Origin of the sequence: Catenovulum adriaticum (assembly GCF_026725475.1) — a bacterium.
GTDB classification, from domain to species: Bacteria; Pseudomonadota; Gammaproteobacteria; order Enterobacterales; family Alteromonadaceae; genus Catenovulum; species Catenovulum adriaticum.
The window spans coordinates 2584367-2599381 of sequence record NZ_CP109965.1 but is presented as its reverse complement, the minus strand read 5'-3'; the positions used below and the strand labels follow the sequence as shown (position 1 = coordinate 2599381).

Genomic DNA, 15015 nt, shown 5'->3' with positions numbered 1-15015 from the left:
TCTGTTGGTTTGATTATTTTTATTATTATTCAATGGTTTACGTGGTTTGTCCCCAGTGTCCCCAGTGTCCCCAGTCAAAAACAGGCTACCCCCTAATATTAGGGTATAAATTTATATGAGTTTTGAACTAATAAAACCCACTCCCTAAGCATCAGTTGGTTAAGCGGCTGTGACCAGCCATGACCACCAGATAGGTAAGGTTTAAATGTTTATTTATGCATAATTAGTGAATAAATATAAACTCAAGGTTATACAGTATTGGTACTGTATAACCACTCTATACCCCCATATACTAGGTTCTTCCCTATTCCTATTGATACACGGGTAAGCGCCTCGCACAAAAACCCAAGTGATATAAGCCTAGAGGGGGTTATAATAATATTTATATATCAGTAAGTTAGGTATTATTTGTATTGTATTTATATAAGCCTAGGGGGGGTATTAAATCCCTATACCTTTCAAGCCTTAGTACCGCCGCCCTAGTTTAATTCGTGTAACTGCCAAAACTAAAAACTTTTTTTATGAATAAGTATGCATTTTTACGAGTTTTCAGACTTATTATTAGGGTGCTTATTACTCTGTATCCCTTGCCCCGTCTGTCCTGTACGCTGTTTTGATGTTGTAATTTGTCCTAGAAAACTCATGTTTATTTTTAGCTAAAACCCAGTACCCCCTTATTTTTACTGGGGACACTGGGGACACTGGGGACAACCTAGGTTAAGCTTCTGTTTTATAATGATTTTATTATGTCCCCAGTTTTTGAAATAGCGGTTTTTCAACTGGGGACAAAAGCCAATACTGGGGACAAACTGCCCCCTTGGTTACTGAATCGCTGGTTTAATTTTGTGGTGGGGGTTGGGTTAAGCGGCTATTTTCGCTAGTTCGTCATCATCTGATAATTGTGATCCATCTATCCTATATACTGATATACGTTTTTTACCTGAACCCGGCACTCTGGTTTTTGTTTTTAAGCGTCCCTCTTTATGCTCACTATCAGTCAATACCAAAGCGCCTAAGTTTTTAAGTAAACGAGCCACCCGCTTGTGGTCATAACCACGGCAAACCACCTGCTCAAATACAGTCGGGTAAACATAATATTCAAAGGCCAGCGTATCACCGTCTAATGTGCTTTTTTCCACTATGCTACGTTTAAAGCCCCATTGTTCACTTGTTCGGGGCACGTGGGTATCAATCACCGTGCTGGGTTCGTCTGACATGGTTTTTACCTCGTCCCAACGAGTAAAGCGCGCCTCTCCGTTTAGTTCAAATTGCAAACGTACATGCTTAATAATTTCGATGACTTCCATGTTACCCTCACCACCACGGGCATTAAGCCAATGCATAAATAGGGTATAGGCCGATTCTATTGCTTGCTCTTTTGTCCAGCCTGTAATGTTAAAGTTACTAGCTAATACACCAGCCGCAGCCACCAGCGCAAACTTTTTAGCTGCTCGTTTAGCTTGGCCTGATGCTTGTTCACTCACCACCTGATCAGTAAAGCCTTTGATAAATTCGGCTATATAGGTCTGCATTTTATTAATATCACTTGCAAGTAAAGCCTCAATAAATGCAGGGAACGCACAGCCGTGATAATGGCGCATTTGTTCGCTTAAATATTCGGCCAGTTTTGAGCCGTGATCGAAGTTGTGTAATTCGTTTAATGAACCCATTTTCTTTTTAATGGTTTCATCTTCATGTAAACAAGCGTGTAACTCTATAAGCCTTTGCGCTTGCCCACCTGTAGCTTTTTTGCCTATCTCGGCTAAGCGCTGGGCTAAAGTATGTTCACCACTGGATAAAAACGCTAAATGCCATTTACGAATATCACTAGAGCCAGCCCCATAAGCTGCGGCTCTGGTTTTTTCCTGACCATTACCAAGCATATAAACGATGCCGCCTAGCTGGTTTGGGTCAGCTTCGTGTATTTCATCCAGTGTTAAAAACAGGCTGTTACGGTCAGCGGCTAACATTTCAAGGCCGTTGTCTGTGCCTCTGAACGTGCGGCCATAGTTTTTTGGGTCACCATAAACGGAATTACCAATATTAAGCGATGTTGATTTGCCTAAGCTTGAATCCCCAAATAAGTGAAAGCCCATCGTTTCAAAGCCCATGAGTTCAACCAGTGGCGCAGCTAAAGCCAAGCTAACCGAAAACGTTAAGAACGGGTTGCCGATGCAATACCGGCTTACATTTTCCCGCCATTCTTCCAGTGTCCCTTTACTGCTTAAATCAGTTTTAAAAGGGCGTTCACTGTAAAACATTAAGTTAGCTTTGTTATCGCCCAATACTTTGTCATGAAGTACAAAAGCACGGTATTTATCATGCCACCCGCGCGACTGGGTCAGCTTCATTCGTTTTGTGGGTTTGCTGGCCTCTAAATATTCCAGTACCTGTTTTTTACTATTGCGCCTTGGTTCAAACTCAAAACCACGGTCTAACAATTCTTTTAATATGGCTTGGCCGCCATTATCATTAAACAGCTTGTTGGGAATATTCCATTGCTTACTCTGTTCGTCAAAGTCGCTAAACTCCACCAGCTTACCCCAGTTTAAACCATCTCCGTTTGCGTTGCGGGATAAGGCCAATACATGAATAGGTTTTGATATATAGCTGTAGCTTTCCGTTTGCGGGTTAAAGGCATACAGGCCATTATCATCTATCTTAAAGCCTTTGGGCATCCATTCGGGCTGATCTTCGTCAATTGCTTCTACAGCTTCGTTTTCATCTGGCTGAATGAATACCCCTTTTTTAATTGCTGCGCTAATATGCTTTGCGGTAAACCCCATTTGCACGGCTTCAAAAGCGTCTGCCTTTTCCGGCCATTCACCACCGGCAGATAAACCTTTATCAGTGGGTTTATAGCTGCTAAAAAAGGCAAGGTTAACCACGTTAAACGATTTAACCTTAACCGATTCTAAAACGGCTTTTAGCTTGTCGATTATCTCTTGTCCGGCTTCATCATTGTCCGGCCAGAATAAAACGTTTTTACTCGCTAACGGGCTAAAGTCAGTTTTAGCCACGGCTTTAACTGCGCCAGACCACGTACTAGCCACATAATCAGTAAATAAGCTTTTTGCGGCATCTGCGGCTTTTTCGCCTTCAACTAATACCACGTTTTCACATTGGCTACTTACCGCTGGCAGATTGTACAAGGGGCGATTATCTGGCAACTGTTGCCAATGCCATTTTGGCGCTTGTCCTTTTTTAGAGCCATAAGCTAATGGCCGATAGGTTTTATTGCCATCTGCTGAATCAAAGCGCATAACTCGGATAATTAAAACGCCTTTAGCGTTTGTATAATTCCAGATTTTAGACGGTGTACCGTTTTGATAATGTTCGGTCGGGCATAGGTTCGCAGCGCTTGCGGGTGGCGGCACTGGAATAAAAGCGGGTGTATTAGGTTTATTAGCCGGTAGTTTAGCTGGGGCTTTATTATTTACACCACCAGCTGAACTATTAACACCTAAAAATTCAGCTAAGCGCTTACAGGCTGCGCCTTTTCCGGTGTTTTCAATATAAGCCACCAGGTCGATAAAATCGCCCCCTTTGTCACTGGTTGAAAAGTCAGCCCAAACACCCGTATTTAAGTTAATTGAAAAACTTCCCTTTTTATTATCTGACCGTGTTGGGTTGAGTGCTAACCATTCATGGCCTTGCCGTGTTCCATTGGGGGCATAATGAGCCGCTACTTGCTCAGCCCTTGCTAATGCAGCGTCATTCACTGCTTTAAAGTTTAATTTTTGCATAAGAAAGCCGCCCTACATGCGTATAAGGTTAATTTATATGTGCTTATGGGTGGCCTGTATTCAGGCCATTAGGGGTTAATCAGGCATCGGTATCTTAAAACCGTATAAACATACCAATTGTTTGCAAGCCATATACATATTATTAGGATGGCTATTAATGCTATAACGCTTGCATGGGCTTTTATGGCCTTGATAGCCAATGACCACTTCTGTTTTTCGTTCAATAACCACGCCTAAATCGTTGCTAATCTTAGATATAGTTGAATTTAAACAGTGATCATGTAGTTGTTCTTCTGCTTCGAATCGGTTTAATGTGCCGCCTTGGTACAAGTGATATAAAACCCTGCCTACTTTGTTCATGCGCTTAGGGTGTATTAGCTCAATTGAAGCGTTAGAGGCATCAATGTTTAGGTTATTGCTCATAACTTACCCCTCAAATAATTTAACGGCTTTTATCATATCGTCACAAGCAGTCTTTTGGATGCTTGCCCAATCTCCTATCAATCTAAGGGTTTGAATTATCTTATCGTGAGATTGTATATGTGGTTTAACTTGTATTAGGCTATTATTTGCAGATCTAGCCAAATGCAAAAAAGCATTTGTAGAGTTATACGCACTGTCTATTAAACATGAGGTTATTTTATCTCCTGCTTTATTTTGCACGCTAATATATTCAAGAAATGATCTGTAATCGCTTTTTATGTAGATCTTATACATAGCGTCCAGTTCATTTGTTTTTACTTTAAAAATAGCTAAAGCGTCATTTATTTGATCTAAAACGCTTTGAAATAAGGCTTTGGCTTTCGGGGTTTCCTCATTGTTGAATGATGTTGTGTTTAACCCTAGCTCTATCATTTCTTTGCTGTTTTCCAGCAAAGAAATAAAATAAGGTAAGTGATTATAATCAAAGGGTAAGTTTAATTTAGGGATGTTATCGCCACCAGCAAAACGGTTTACAAAGGTTTTTAGCGGGTGGGCAGTTGGCATAATATCGTCCATAGAGGTAGACTTAGTACTAGTGTTTGTACAGGCATTCGGCTTTGGTTGGGTGTCTGTTTTTTTATTCATGGTATTAACTCCCTAAGCCGCTTGATTTGTTTCTGTTGGGTTACGCTCAAGCCATTTACTGGCGTTTTTGCGGTCGGCCTCTAACTCACTGACAATGATTTTTATTTCATCGTTTGATTTACCCTCTACAATCGCAGCGGCTACGCTGTCTACTTCGTGTTTAAGCCATCCCACAGCATTACCACCTAAGTTAATAGAGCAGGGCATAAGCTTGTTTTTAATACGGTCGTATAAGGTTGAATTGGTATAGCCAAAACGGGCTAATACTTCGTTTTTGCGGATAAATTGAATTGTGTCTGGTTTGGTCATCTTAAAGCGTCCTATATGTATCTAACGGATTCAGTCGTATTGACGCTTTAAAGGTTATTTATTTAGGTTGGTTAAAAATACCCTTATATTTTTCATAAAAATTAGGATTGAACTAATCATTGAAATCTGATAGCTGCCCTAAAAATTGTTTATTGAATATCTTTTTTACAAGTGGGATTGTATGTTTTTCAATGGTGTATTGCGTGCCATCGTGCTGTGTAAATAGTGCATTGTTAATCAAATTTCTTGGAATTTTTTCTTGATATAAGATTTCGTGAAGCATCAGATCAATATAGGGTAGAACTTTGTATTTAGCACAAGCTTTTAATAAAGCTTGGATATTGAATTTATTGCTTTCTGGTACACCTCGCTTTTCCTTGAGAGCTTTTATTTTTTTTGAGAAGCTAGCCAATAAAACACTTTCGGGCAAAGTGTAATCAACAATAAATATCTGTTCGTTTTTATTCAAGTGTTCAAGGGGGTCATTATCTGGATTTTCAGATAACGCATGTAAATTTAAAGGATTACTCTCAACTGCTGTACCCAATAAGGATTTAACAAAAACAAGTTCAGGCATTGATTTATGTAAAGCCTCCTCCACTTGTTCAAAGCAATCTACCATATCACCATTTTCTAGGAGTTTATTTTCGCAAAATTTACCTAAGCTTATTGCTTGATCAAAATACATTTCACTAATCCCATGGCAAGTTTCATCTTTAGAATTATCCGCAATGTTAAATTGTCGTGGGTTATTCCCAACGTAACTACCCACGTAAACCTCAAGGACTTCGAGCAAGCTTTCAATCTCATGTTTAAATGTATCTAATTTTTCCTTAGATATTCCTGGCTTGGCTGCAATATCGGCCAGCTTAAATAACCTATCTAGCGAAGCAAAATATCTATATCTCCAACTTAGCTCGATACTCCAGTCATTTGACCTTAGCTTGTTACACTCTGAGTAATTACCCATATTAAACCACTCAGGCAGATCTTTAACGCGCTTAGCCATTTTGCTTGACCATAATCACTAGTTCTCTTGGGGGGATACTCATTATCTCCCGAACCTCTTCTATTGTTACTTTACCTGAATTAATTGCTAACTCTAGTTCAAGCATCAGTTCATTAATTTCGTTATCTGAAAGTTTATTCATCGTATCTATTCCGGTTAATTAACTATTTACAGCCCTTAGCGCTTTACGTGCTACCCCTTGGGTAAAATGCCCGGTTGAGGCATTAACGATATATTCAGACCACCAAGCCATTAAAACCCGTCTGCGCTCTAAATAATCTGTGCGGTTATATGCTCGTCTTACTTCGTTTTTATCAACGTGGGCTAGTGCGGCCTCTATTACATCGGGATCAAAGCCATGCTGATTTAAGGCGCTACTGGCGATTGACCTAAACCCATGCGCTACTAAACGGCCTTTGTAGCCCATACGTTCTAATGCCCGGTTAGCTGTTTGCTCGTTAGTATGGCTTTTCGGGTCACGGTCAGCAGGAAATAAATAATCACGTTTACCACTGATCGGCTTTAAGTATTCGAGTATGGCTAAGGTTTGCTCGGTAAGCGGTACTATATGTTCTTTTCGCTTTTTCATGCGCTCGGGTGGAATAACCCAGGTGTTATCATCCCAGTTTATTTCGTCCCACCTTGCCCCGGCAGCTTCACTTGGTCGGCTCATAGTGTGCAATTGCCATTCTAATAAGCATCGGGTGACTATTTTTATGCTGGCCATGCTTATTGTTTGCATCAGTTCCGGCAGTTCTTCCGGCTTAATGGCTGGCATGTGCTTTTTTTCGGGTGGTTTGAAGGCGGCTCTTATTCCTATGGTGGGGTTATGCTCTAACATGCCTAAATTAACAGCGTAGGTCATTACCTCGTTAAGTCGTTGGCATATTCGTTTAACGGTCTCAAGCTTGCCTTGGCTTGCCAATGGTTCAAGTGCTGCTATTACGTTTTTGGCTTTTAGTTCATGTAGCGGAGTAGCGCCTACCGTTGGGAATATATGATTATTAAGAGAACGCCAAATATCCTCAGCATAAGCTTTTGTTGTTTGGGTTTGTTTTATTTCAAACCATCGGCTCGCCACCCGCTCTAAAGTTTGGCTTTTAAGTTCTTGTACTCGGTTGGTTTCTTGATTTTTATATGCTTTAGGGTCATAACCCTGAGCCAAAATAGCCCTTGCCTCTGTGCGCTTTTCTCTTGCTTGCGCTAAGGTGACATCTGGGTATTGTCCAAATCCTATGTTAGTTCTTTTTTGTGTTAGGGGGCTAAGATAGTTAAAAACCCAGTTTTTAGAGCCGATTGGTTTAATTCTTAAACTTAAACCTTGTCCATCGGATAAATTATATTCTTTGGGCTTTGTCTTAGCGCGTTCTATCTGAGTGTTTGTAAGGGCTTTCGTTGTATTTGCCATATCAATGTAACATCAAGTTAGTGTTAATGTGCTGGTGTTAAGTTTAGTGTTACATTAAAACGTGGATTTTACAATATTGCCTAGGATGGGCTAGGACTAGAAAATAGTCAAATTGTTGATTTTAAAGGGATAAAAAGATTATTTTGGATTGGTTGGGATTGGTCAGTGGTGGAGCCGGGGGGATTTGAACCCCCATTTAATCTTTTCATTTCAATCACTTGTGCCTTATTAATAACATAAATATTGAAAATTAAACTCAGGCATTACATATGCGTTTGCGAATGTAAATTCATCCAAAGTGGAAGTTAGAGATAAAATTAAATTTTCTGGGAATGTTTGCTCATCTAAACCATTGACATCGTCGGAGATTTGTAAGCAATTAATTTCAGGATACTCAGAAAATTGACGAACCATTTTATCAACTTCTTTCTCTATTATATCCTGTTGCGCTGCGCCAGCATCCGTTAACAGTACACATATAGAAAAATCATATTGAGCAGCTTGTTCTTCTTCAGGCTCTACATAAAACCGGATAGAGTGAATATTATCTTGATTGTTAAGTAAGAAGCCATTAAACCAATTGTCAGATTCAGTAAAATACTTCCAAAGTGCAGTATTAAAATTATGCGGAAATGGTTCCCTTAAATATGTTAATAATCGCCAATCTAACACAATTTTTTTTGTTCTTGGATCAAGGCTTGTATCGATAATTATTGAGGTCTTTCGAATATACTCTGAAATAGTGTCTTTTTTTACCTTGGTAATTAAAATTTCCGACAACTCATAATATTCACTACCCTGTTTCAAGATAAGTTTGTTGTAGTCTTTACCAAGTATGATGTGTTCTATCTTACTTTCATCTTTTACTTTTGCCTTCTTTAGTTGAGCTAACTCAATATACTTGTTGCTTTTGCTTGATATGTTGCAATCTTGCGTTAAAACTAAGAATTTACAGTTATCGGGGACACCTTTATTTTTTATGTCACCTAAACGACCACTTTTTACAATCTCAAAAAGCGCATTAGTACCTTTCACCTCTGAGTTTGTAGCTAAAATACATCCCTGTCGCACGTTTAATTCAATTAGTTCTTCCAACTTTAAACTCCATTAAGCTAGCCGGCCAATTCCACTAAGTCGTATCTTTGACTTGGAGTTGTCAATTTGTGTCTTGTCTATTTTTATTTTTGAAGATTTTTCAACTGCATACTCTATGTATGGAGTTACGGCTTCTAAGTTATCTTTGTTTTTTATCAAATGCTGTACGAGTGTTTTGCGCTCAATTAAAATATTTCTTAGCCCAAATTTAGCTGCATTACCAAATTTAGCTTCTACTTTTAAGACGAAATTATAGGCTTCCTCGTAGTTAGTTAAACTTTTTAGATTCGCTCCTTTTCTATGTAGGTCAAGCGATGCTCGTGAAACACCAACAAGTTTGGCAATTTCGTTTATCTTTAATCCTAATATCTCTTGGCATTTTTTGACACAATCATCTACTGAAAAAGTAGAGTCTTCTGAGGCTGTTGTAAAAGACTGAGTAAGGCATGACCTTTTTAATACAATAGAAGAAGAGTTAGAGCCAAATGTCTCATATAGTGAATACTCTTCTTCGTCTGTCACTATACTAATAGGTAAACATCGAGAATCAACATCAGCATACATAACAATTTCGCTAGGCGCTATGCTAGTACTACCAGCATACATATCTAAATAATCCATATTTATACCTTTGTTTTTACTTTCCAGATAGACTCACAAACGTTGCTTTTGATCATGTGATCAAATGTTTGTCTACTCTGTTTGTATAGCAACTCAAACGCTTGTCGTAAATCTTCACTCTCGTTACCCACTAATGTACTACATGAAGTGTGTACGATAGCATAATTCAATTTACTCTCTTGATTTGGAAAAAAACGTTCAGTATCAAGCGGCATAGATAATTTTTCATCGGGTTCAATAAGCCCATCTGGAAGATATTTTCTTCTATTGAGATCTAAATCCGATAGCTGCTCTAAATTTACACTTACTTTCGTCTTTCCTGATTTTAATATTCGTGTAGACTGGATTGAGCCTACTACTAAGCGGTCAGTGCTATCATTGTAGAATTGCCCATTTGGCAGTGCTACGCCATTAAACATCTGTTCTAATTGAATTGAACCTGTTGGTACAAAAAGGTCTACATAGTGCAACTCTATTTCTTTCAATTGATTTCCAGATGTTACTTCACACTCTCTACATTTATCAAGAAGTAGAATAACTTCATCTAAAAACGAGCTGTGATTTGTATATTTACTTAATCTAAATTCAATAGAACTCTCATCGATTATGGCACATTTCATTTTGTCAGAAGAAAAATAGCCAACGCGATCGACATTTGATGGCACCGCAGTGAAAGTGTTATTAGCTTGCTTTAGCTGGATGCCGGTAACTTCACTCTTAGTATAGCTATTGAAGCCTACATCTTCCAAAGAGCTTAATAATTTTTGATATTTTGTATTAATATAATTACCAATGCTCTTACCGAAGTTTAATTTAGCAACTGTATATACTACTGGTGGTTTTTCATATTTTACTGACATCTATTAAGTTCCGTCATTAGACATAAAATTAGACATTTTATTAGACGATATTATGATCTATTAGTTCAGTCTTTTCAATTTATATATTTTGTATTTGTATAGATATTTTACTTTATTAAATTAATTATGAAGTAGGGTAAAAGAATTCTAACGTTTTTATGTGTTACTTTAATTGGCTGCGCATGTTCTAAATTATAGCAGCTAACTTGTATTTTGATTGTATGTATTTTAATTCAATCATTTCTAATCCACTTTCCATAGGTTTTGATAATCATTCCCCAATCTATATGCCCCATTTGATTTGCCACCCAAAGCGGGTTTTTACCTTGGCTAAGCATTTGTGATGCAAAGGTATGGCGGGTTTGGTATGGGTTACGGTATTCAAGATCTGCTTTTTCAAGTGCAGGTATCCAGATTCGTTTGCGTATAGCTGATGTATCATGCCAGTGACTTTTATTTTTTAAGTCAGGAAACAGGATATTTTCAATATTTAAATTTAAGGCTTTTTGCTTGTGTAGGGCTTGCAAAGCTCTGTCATGCAGTTCAATGGTTCGGATTCCCGATTTGGTTTTGGTTGATTTTAGATGTTTGTAAACCAGTGCTTTATCAATGTTGAGTCTTTTGTTTTTAAAATCCACGTCTGACCATGTTAGCGCCATATATTCTGACGTTCTTAATCCGGTATAAAACGCCAGTTCAATCATATTACGGTCTGATTCATTCGGTATAAATGACAAAATTGAATTAATTTCGCTTTCGGTAAAAGGTTTAATATCAGGTCGTTCGAGTTTTAAATTTTTCACTCTATCCATTGGATTTTTATCAATGACACTATCCAAATAAGCGCGTTTATAAGCATCTCTTAATGGGGTTAAAATATTATTAACTCTTTTCGGTTTTGTGCCATCACAAATTAAATCAGTCATCCAGTCTGTAACCATAGTTGGTTTAAGCTCTGCCAACTTTAAATGACCAAATTGCGGTATTAAATGATAGTAAATTACCGATTTATATCCGCGAATTGTGCTTAGTTGGCAAACTTTACGCTGGCGTTCAAACCAGTCTGTAATTAGCTGCTTTATGGTAATTGCATTCGCTTTATTACTGCTCAATTCAGTTGCTTTTTTGCTATTCGGGAAATGCTTTGCGTAATCAAAAATCCCTAATGAAATTTCATACAAAATGGCCTCGCGTTTTCTGGCTAGTTCTTGCATACGGGTTTTAGTTGGCGTGCATTTTATGGTTTCTCTGCAACGCACATTGTTATAGGTAAACTCAATTGCAATGCTTGACTTGTTCGGCTTTATGCCTGCGTAAGTTGGTAAATTTATCATGTGGCTTGCCTCTTAGCTTGCTGATTCTATCCAAAGGTTAATTTGTTCAAAGTCGAGCAGAATTCGCCCATCCGGTGATTTGCGGTAATGTTGATTGAGTACCCATTGGCCTTTTTTAATTTTTGAACGAATTGCTTGTTCTGAATAAGCGCCTAGTTGTGCAAATGCTTTAACTGAAATATATTTAGGTTTCATAATTAGCCCTTAAAGGTTTAGTTTGTCTGTGTTGGGCTTAATGATTTACTTTTGAGTAACATTGAAACAGGGAGTAAACGGGTTTGTACCTGTAAAACTTTAAATGACTGATAATCAATTAGATATAACGGAATTTAATTTGGTCTGTAATCAAACACTTGCGTTTATTGAGAGGGTAGATAAAAATAACCTAAATGGAGCAAAGTATTTTGCTCAATTTGTTGAATACGCCAAAAACGAAATCCAGAAAAATCATAAAAAACTAGATGATATTAAGTTTACATACCTTGAGTGTTGGGGAATTTACTGTAGCGCTTTAAAGCCAAACAAAAATCTTTCTCCTGATGATGAGTACGAAAAGAAAATTCGGAACTGTGAAAAATTATTGAGTTTATTTTTAACCGACCCTAAATTTAAGGATGAATATTTAGTGTGGTTGAAAAGGCAAGGTTGCAGGCATTATCTCAAATTCGAAAGTTCCAACACCGAAGGGGGAAACGGGAATGCCAGTTTACGTTATTTAATTTTAAAGCCGATTAACGAAATTGAGAGTTTTAATATTGGCGATCCTATTACAGAAATTGAGTATCAATTAATCCAACTTCCTAAATTATGGTGGTTACCAAGAATCTTGTCGTCAATTAATTTAGTTGGATGGAATAAGTGGGTGTACGTTAGTGTTCCTGCGCTTCTTTTTATAGAAGCCTATGCGACTTTAACCTTATATATGCACTTCCATTTGTATGCTCTTGGATCCATTGCATTGCTGGTATTCATATGCAACTTAGTCGTATTTTTCCCTTTTAGAACTTATTTTAGCCTCACGAATTCGAGAGTTGCAATTGCTCCTAGCTGGATGGTGCCGTTTAAAATTAGAGAAGCGCAGCTTGTATCAATTGCTGAAGGGGAACACCGCAAAATCGAGATGAGAGTTTACCAAAGTGAGTGTCCAATTTGCGGGGCCGAAGTTGATGTCGTTAAAGGTAAAGGTGAATTCAAAAAGCGTTTAATCGGCCAATGTTACGAAGCGGGAAACGAGCATATTTTTAGCTTTGATCACGTGACTAAAAAAGGTGTGCCGCTACGCAGTAACGGCTATTATCGGGTACACAATTTTTCAAAGAGCGAAGAAACGAATTAAAAATCCATATTCAATAGAGCAAAGTTTTTAAAAAATGTGGATTTTCTGAGTTGTAATAAGCCTTTGTCGTTGGTCTTTAGAATAATTTCGGTTTCGTCATTTAAAACCAGCATACCAACGACAATGGCAATATCTTCCGTGTGATAGTTGCCTGACTCGGCTAATTCGACATATACCGCATGACTATTTAACAGCCCAAAGGCTTCCTCGTTGCTGAATGTATCCAATTCTGGCGGAAAGCCAAAGGCAAATACATTAGGTGCAATCTCTGTTTCATCATCAAATGTAAAATCATTTCCGCTGCTTGGTCGGTTTACTGGTTTAGTTTGTTTTTTCGCTTTTTTGCGTCTGGTATTTTTGCTTACTGGCATCTTTTGGCCCTCTTATTTAGTTGCTGTTTTTCAGTTAGATTCTAAATTTTTAAAAGTTCGGTACAGTTATTTACACAAGTCCAAGGACGGCCTTTACAGGCCGTCATAATGCAAACTTTCGTAGTATTGAAACCATCTTTCTTGCTGATCTGTGTAAGCATCAAATTGACTGGCAATTTCATCAAAGTCTGGAATGCTAGCGCGGTGCATCACGCTGGCTCCGTGCTTGCTGCTACCGCCTAGCTGCTCGGCAAATTCATTGATTTCGGTTCCCGAATTCACCGAATTTACCGACCCTGATATTGTCCAGTTATGCTTGCGGGTAATAGTGACGTGATCACCAGCTGAAAGGCCTTTTAATTTTTTAACTATGTTAGGTTCGTCTATAACTTCTCCGGTGTCTGTATTGAAAACCAGATTTATTTCTTGTTCTTCATAATAGGGTTGGATAGGTCGGGCAGAGCGTGGCAAGTTAACGCCACCCATAGATAGGTTGTAAGCCGCCCAATCACTGCTATCAGCCGCTTTTCTGGCTTGTTCAATTATCGGGTTATCTACTGGATCTCGTAGTTTTCTCAGTTCTCGCCAGATTGTTACCGGAGCGCCACCAATTTGCTGAAATTGACGAATGCCCCAATTAGACGCCCAAGCTTCAATTTTTTGTGCTGATTCGTTTGCGTCCTTTCCGTCTAAATCTTTATCTAAGCCATGACCATCAATATTTTTAGAAATGTATTTAGCGATATATCCAGTGGCAGAACCTTTTTCTGAATCTATGGTTACGCATTTTATTCTATGTTTTAGATTGCTTTGGTTGGTGTCTGCATCTTGCAATGCGTAATGCTGAAAAGTCTGAATCAGGCTTTTTGTATCATCAGGATGAATGAATAATAATAAATGCCAGTGCGGGGTACTGTCGTGATGTGGTTCAACCACTCTAAAGCCATACGGATTAATTTGTTTTTTATGAATAGCAGAGCGGATTAACTTCCATTCGTCATTTAAAAAATGGTGTGCTTCTCTCGGTGTAGCGCCATTAAATTTAGGGTTAGCTGTACCATTGGCTTTAATTTGATGGAAACGAGATGGAGTGGTTAAGGTGATAAATAAAGCTTGGTGATGGTTGTATTCAGCCAGTTCTTCAAAGCCTTTTGCTCTAACCATAAGCTCGGCACGTCTGATTGCCGGATTAGACACATTTTTATCGTAAACTTCGGCAAGCGAAAATTCGTCACCCAGTTCATTATTGATATAGGTAGATTCTAAAAATTGGCGTGAAAGTGATTTTTCTTGCTGTCTGCGGTTGTTCGTGTAGTTGCTGACATAACTTGATTTATGTTTATGGACAAGCTCTAAATCTCTGGCCATTTGTTCAAGTTTACGTTTTTTTAGCGTTTTAAATTGTTTAAACCACCAACTATCGCAGCCAAATTTTTTAAGTTGTTCGGTTTCATCGGATGGAATATTTTCAATACCGTAAATTAGCGCATCATCAGCGCAGCCGCTCAGAATTCGCGCTCGCGCTGATTCTTGCGCTAATTTTACGAGTCTTGCTTTTTCTCTGGCTAAATTTTTTAAATTATCCAGTGATTCTGAAAGGTTTAAATCACCTATTCTTAACGCCTTATCAATGTTATTCAGCATTAAATTGGCGTGTTGAATGCCTAAGTTATCGCGTATTTTTTGATATTTTTTATTTATTTCATGGCTGAAAGTCGGGTGTAAGTCGTTGAATACAGCATGATAAAGCTGGTCTTCAAGTGGGGTAAAATCGGTCTGATTTTTTCGTTGAAAATTGTCATTTTCGTCAAAAAATGGGTATAAATAAGCCCATTTGAGCCTAGTGGAGACAAAAATA

General features: G+C 38.3%; 15 protein-coding genes. 1 reads left to right on the top strand and 14 read right to left on the bottom strand.

Annotation, left to right across the window (positions count from 1 at the left end):
• Nucleotides 1–860: 860 nt before the first annotated feature.
• From OLW01_RS11360 to xisR, 12 genes are all read right to left on the bottom strand, one after another.
• Entirely contained in the window at nt 861–3746 is a 2886-nt protein-coding gene (locus OLW01_RS11360) for a DUF927 domain-containing protein (RefSeq protein ID WP_268074031.1), read from the bottom strand.
• Between the two features lie 75 nt (nt 3747–3821).
• Entirely contained in the window at nt 3822–4169 is a 348-nt protein-coding gene (locus tag OLW01_RS11355) for a hypothetical protein (RefSeq protein WP_268074030.1), read from the bottom strand.
• Nucleotides 4170–4172: 3 nt separating this feature from the next.
• Nucleotides 4173–4814 carry a hypothetical protein gene (locus OLW01_RS11350; RefSeq protein WP_268074029.1) on the bottom strand — a complete coding sequence of 214 codons (642 nt, stop codon included), beginning with the start codon at nt 4812–4814 and terminating at the stop codon, nt 4173–4175.
• Nucleotides 4815–4826: 12 nt separating this feature from the next.
• Nucleotides 4827–5123 (bottom strand): helix-turn-helix transcriptional regulator, encoded by a 297-nt coding sequence (locus OLW01_RS11345; RefSeq protein WP_268074028.1) that lies wholly within the window; start codon nt 5121–5123, stop codon nt 4827–4829.
• Between the two features lie 112 nt (nt 5124–5235).
• Entirely contained in the window at nt 5236–6132 is an 897-nt protein-coding gene (locus tag OLW01_RS11340; RefSeq protein ID WP_268074027.1) for a DUF6387 family protein, read from the bottom strand.
• A complete protein-coding gene (locus tag OLW01_RS11335) occupies nt 6125–6274 on the bottom strand; it encodes a hypothetical protein (protein WP_268074026.1) in 150 nt (49 codons plus the stop codon). Before OLW01_RS11335 ends, OLW01_RS11340 begins: the two co-directional genes overlap by 8 nt.
• A gap of 18 nt (nt 6275–6292) precedes the next feature.
• Nucleotides 6293–7540 carry an integrase domain-containing protein gene (locus tag OLW01_RS11330; protein ID WP_268074025.1) on the bottom strand — a complete coding sequence of 416 codons (1248 nt, stop codon included), beginning with the start codon at nt 7538–7540 and terminating at the stop codon, nt 6293–6295.
• 228 nt (nt 7541–7768) lie between these two features.
• On the bottom strand, nt 7769–8635 hold the full coding sequence (locus OLW01_RS11325) for a hypothetical protein (RefSeq protein ID WP_268074024.1): 867 nt from the start codon (nt 8633–8635) through the stop codon (nt 7769–7771).
• Nucleotides 8636–8647: 12 nt separating this feature from the next.
• Nucleotides 8648–9256, bottom strand: coding sequence for a hypothetical protein (locus OLW01_RS11320; RefSeq protein WP_268074023.1), 609 nt, complete (start codon nt 9254–9256; stop codon nt 8648–8650).
• A gap of 2 nt (nt 9257–9258) precedes the next feature.
• Nucleotides 9259–10116 (bottom strand): TIGR04255 family protein, encoded by an 858-nt coding sequence (locus OLW01_RS11315; protein WP_268074022.1) that lies wholly within the window; start codon nt 10114–10116, stop codon nt 9259–9261.
• Nucleotides 10117–10349: 233 nt separating this feature from the next.
• On the bottom strand, nt 10350–11450 hold the full coding sequence (locus tag OLW01_RS11310) for a tyrosine-type recombinase/integrase (protein ID WP_268074021.1): 1101 nt from the start codon (nt 11448–11450) through the stop codon (nt 10350–10352).
• Between the two features lie 12 nt (nt 11451–11462).
• Entirely contained in the window at nt 11463–11645 is a 183-nt protein-coding gene (gene xisR, locus OLW01_RS11305) for an excisionase family protein (protein WP_268074020.1), read from the bottom strand.
• Between the two features lie 103 nt (nt 11646–11748).
• Between xisR and OLW01_RS11300 the strand changes: the two genes are divergently transcribed.
• Complete coding sequence (locus OLW01_RS11300) at nt 11749–12786, top strand: hypothetical protein (RefSeq protein WP_268074019.1); 1038 nt, start codon at nt 11749–11751, stop codon at nt 12784–12786.
• On the opposite strand, the gene OLW01_RS11295 is transcribed toward OLW01_RS11300, so the two are convergent.
• A complete protein-coding gene (locus OLW01_RS11295) occupies nt 12783–13157 on the bottom strand; it encodes a hypothetical protein (protein WP_268074018.1) in 375 nt (124 codons plus the stop codon). The genes OLW01_RS11300 and OLW01_RS11295 overlap by 4 nt on opposite strands.
• A gap of 93 nt (nt 13158–13250) precedes the next feature.
• Complete coding sequence (locus OLW01_RS11290; protein ID WP_268074017.1) at nt 13251–14801, bottom strand: replication endonuclease; 1551 nt, start codon at nt 14799–14801, stop codon at nt 13251–13253.
• Nucleotides 14802–15015 lie beyond the last annotated feature (214 nt).

Excerpts from the sequence above, each read along its gene's own strand:
- OLW01_RS11310 (WP_268074021.1), bottom strand. The coding sequence starts at position 11,450 with ATGATAAATTTACCAACTTACGCAGGCATAAAGCCGAACAAGTCAAGC.
- OLW01_RS11340 (WP_268074027.1), bottom strand. The coding sequence starts at position 6,132 with ATGGCTAAGCGCGTTAAAGATCTGCCTGAGTGGTTTAATATGGGTAAT.
- OLW01_RS11320 (WP_268074023.1), bottom strand. The coding sequence starts at position 9,256 with ATGGATTATTTAGATATGTATGCTGGTAGTACTAGCATAGCGCCTAGC.
- OLW01_RS11360 (WP_268074031.1), bottom strand. The coding sequence starts at position 3,746 with ATGCAAAAATTAAACTTTAAAGCAGTGAATGACGCTGCATTAGCAAGG.
- OLW01_RS11315 (WP_268074022.1), bottom strand. The coding sequence starts at position 10,116 with ATGTCAGTAAAATATGAAAAACCACCAGTAGTATATACAGTTGCTAAA.
- OLW01_RS11355 (WP_268074030.1), bottom strand. The coding sequence starts at position 4,169 with ATGAGCAATAACCTAAACATTGATGCCTCTAACGCTTCAATTGAGCTA.
- OLW01_RS11350 (WP_268074029.1), bottom strand. The coding sequence starts at position 4,814 with ATGAATAAAAAAACAGACACCCAACCAAAGCCGAATGCCTGTACAAAC.
- OLW01_RS11335 (WP_268074026.1), bottom strand. The coding sequence starts at position 6,274 with ATGAATAAACTTTCAGATAACGAAATTAATGAACTGATGCTTGAACTA.
- xisR (WP_268074020.1), bottom strand. The coding sequence starts at position 11,645 with ATGAAACCTAAATATATTTCAGTTAAAGCATTTGCACAACTAGGCGCT.
- OLW01_RS11290 (WP_268074017.1), bottom strand. The coding sequence starts at position 14,801 with ATGCTGAATAACATTGATAAGGCGTTAAGAATAGGTGATTTAAACCTT.
- OLW01_RS11330 (WP_268074025.1), bottom strand. The coding sequence starts at position 7,540 with ATGGCAAATACAACGAAAGCCCTTACAAACACTCAGATAGAACGCGCT.
- OLW01_RS11345 (WP_268074028.1), bottom strand. The coding sequence starts at position 5,123 with ATGACCAAACCAGACACAATTCAATTTATCCGCAAAAACGAAGTATTA.
- OLW01_RS11300 (WP_268074019.1), top strand. The coding sequence starts at position 11,749 with ATGACTGATAATCAATTAGATATAACGGAATTTAATTTGGTCTGTAAT.
- OLW01_RS11295 (WP_268074018.1), bottom strand. The coding sequence starts at position 13,157 with ATGCCAGTAAGCAAAAATACCAGACGCAAAAAAGCGAAAAAACAAACT.